The sequence below is a fragment of the Neorhizobium tunisiense genome, from assembly GCF_039631515.1.
Taxonomy (GTDB): Bacteria; Pseudomonadota; Alphaproteobacteria; order Rhizobiales; family Rhizobiaceae; genus Neorhizobium.
The window spans coordinates 1-2,500 of the sequence record NZ_JBDIUU010000012.1 but is presented as its reverse complement, the minus strand read 5'-3'; the positions used below and the strand labels follow the sequence as shown (position 1 = coordinate 2,500).

The 2,500-nt window shown below is 54.8% G+C and carries 1 tRNA gene and 2 rRNA genes (1 of these 3 cut by a window edge); all 3 read left to right on the top strand.

Annotation, left to right across the window (positions count from 1 at the left end):
- A 23S ribosomal RNA gene (locus tag ABCW43_RS27030) occupies positions 1 to 1,832 on the top strand; it begins 970 nt to the left of the window's first position.
- 236 nt (positions 1,833 to 2,068) lie between these two features.
- Positions 2,069 to 2,183, top strand: a 5S ribosomal RNA gene (gene rrf, locus ABCW43_RS27025).
- 239 nt (positions 2,184 to 2,422) lie between these two features.
- Positions 2,423 to 2,499: transfer RNA gene (locus tag ABCW43_RS27020), tRNA-Met, on the top strand.
- The last annotated feature ends 1 nt before the right edge of the window (position 2,500 follow it).

The following is a 2,500-nucleotide window of genomic DNA, read 5'->3' as shown; positions in this document are numbered from 1 at the left end:
AATCGGCAGACACACGGCGGGTGCTAACGTCCGTCGTGAAAAGGGAAACAACCCTGACCTCCAGCTAAGGTCCCCAAGTCATGGCTAAGTGGGAAAGGATGTGAGGATCCCAAAACAACCAGGATGTTGGCTTAGAAGCAGCCATCATTTAAAGAAAGCGTAACAGCTCACTGGTCTAATTAAGGGTCTTTGCGCCGAAAATGTAACGGGGCTAAAGCCATGCACCGAAGCTGAGGATACGTGACTTGTCACGTGTGGTAGCGGAGCGTTCCGTAAGCCTGTGAAGGAGGACCCGTGAGGGCCTCTGGAGGTATCGGAAGTGCGAATGTTGACATGAGTAACGATAAAGAGGGTGAGAGACCCTCTCGCCGAAAGACCAAGGGTTCCTGCTTAAAGTTAATCTGAGCAGGGTTAGCCGGCCCCTAAGCCGAGGCAGAAATGCGTAGGTGATGGGAACCACGTTAATATTCGTGGGCCTGGTGGTAGTGACGGATCGCAAAAATTGTTCAACCTTATTGGATTGGTTGGGCAGTGGGGCGGTTCCAGGAAATAGCTCCACCATTATAGACCGTACCCGAAACCGACACAGGTGGTCAGGTAGAGTATACCAAGGCGCTTGAGAGAACTATGTTGAAGGAACTCGGCAAATTGCACGCGTAACTTCGGAAGAAGCGTGACCCCATTTTGGGCAACCATAATGGGGTGGCACAGACCAGGGGGTAGCGACTGTTTATCAAAAACACAGGGCTCTGCGAAGTCTAAAGACGACGTATAGGGTCTGACGCCTGCCCGGTGCTGGAAGGTTAAGAGGAGAGGTGCAAGCTTTGAATCGAAGCCCCAGTAAACGGCGGCCGTAACTATAACGGTCCTAAGGTAGCGAAATTCCTTGTCGGGTAAGTTCCGACCTGCACGAATGGCGTAACGACTTCCCCGCTGTCTCCAACATAGACTCAGTGAAATTGAATTCCCCGTGAAGATGCGGGGTTCCTGCGGTTAGACGGAAAGACCCCGTGCACCTTTACTATAGCTTTACACTGGCATTCGTGTCGGCATGTGTAGGATAGGTGGTAGGCTTTGAAGCGGGGACGCCAGTCTTCGTGGAGCCATCCTTGAAATACCACCCTTATCGTCATGGATGTCTAACCGCGGTCCGTCATCCGGATCCGGGACAGTGTATGGTGGGTAGTTTGACTGGGGCGGTCGCCTCCGAAAGAGTAACGGAGGCGCGCGATGGTGGGCTCAGACCGGTCGGAAATCGGTCGTCGAGTGCAATGGCATAAGCCCGCCTGACTGCGAGACTGACAAGTCGAGCAGAGACGAAAGTCGGTCATAGTGATCCGGTGGTCCCGCGTGGAAGGGCCATCGCTCAACGGATAAAAGGTACGCCGGGGATAACAGGCTGATGACCCCCAAGAGTCCATATCGACGGGGTTGTTTGGCACCTCGATGTCGGCTCATCGCATCCTGGGGCTGGAGCAGGTCCCAAGGGTTTGGCTGTTCGCCAATTAAAGCGGTACGTGAGCTGGGTTCAGAACGTCGTGAGACAGTTCGGTCCCTATCTGCCGTGGGTGTAGGAATATTGACAGGATCTGTCCCTAGTACGAGAGGACCGGGATGGACATATCTCTGGTGGACCTGTTGTCCTGCCAAGGGCATAGCAGGGTAGCTATATATGGAATGGATAACCGCTGAAGGCATCTAAGCGGGAAACCAACCTGAAAACGAGTGTTCCCTATCAGGGCCGTGGAAGACGACCACGTTGATAGGCCGGGTGTGGACGTGCAGCAATGCATGAAGCTTACCGGTACTAATAGCCCGATTGGCTTGATCGTTCTCATTGATTATGCTCATCGAACGAAGTTCGATGTGCCTAAGACCTTTGTCCTGACGGCGTACGCAAACCTTTGGTTTGCTGCCTGCGGACGGCCCGCGCCACATGGCGCGACGGCCTCTGGCCTGCATGGGTGCCCAAAGCGCTCATCGGGTCTGGAAAGGTTTAAAGACGTGTTCAAAGACTAAAAACGAAGTGAAAACTTCACCAGCTTCTCACAATGTTGCGCTTCGCTGACCTGGTGGTTATTGCGGGGCGGCCGCACCCGTTCCCATTCCGAACACGGCCGTGAAACGCCCCTGCGCCAATGGTACTCCGTCTCAAGACGCGGGAGAGTAGGTCGCTGCCAGGTCTGCTAAACGCAACATATCTTCTCATTCACGAAAACAAACGGCCCCTGGCCGAAACCAAGGGCCGCCCAAAAGCGGCCCTTTTGCCGTTCAATACCGAAATACGAGGCAAGCCGCACTGGAAACTTTCCCCTGCGTCCCTCACAGGAGACAAATCGCCTTCGGCAATTTGCTCCGGCACAGTCCGCCATCGCGTCGCGACGGCGGAGCCGCGACAAACCTCAAAGAGGTTTGCGCTTAACGCGGGGTGGAGCAGCCCGGTAGCTCGTCAGGCTCATAACCTGAAGGCCGCAGGTTCAAATCCTGCCCCCGCAACCAA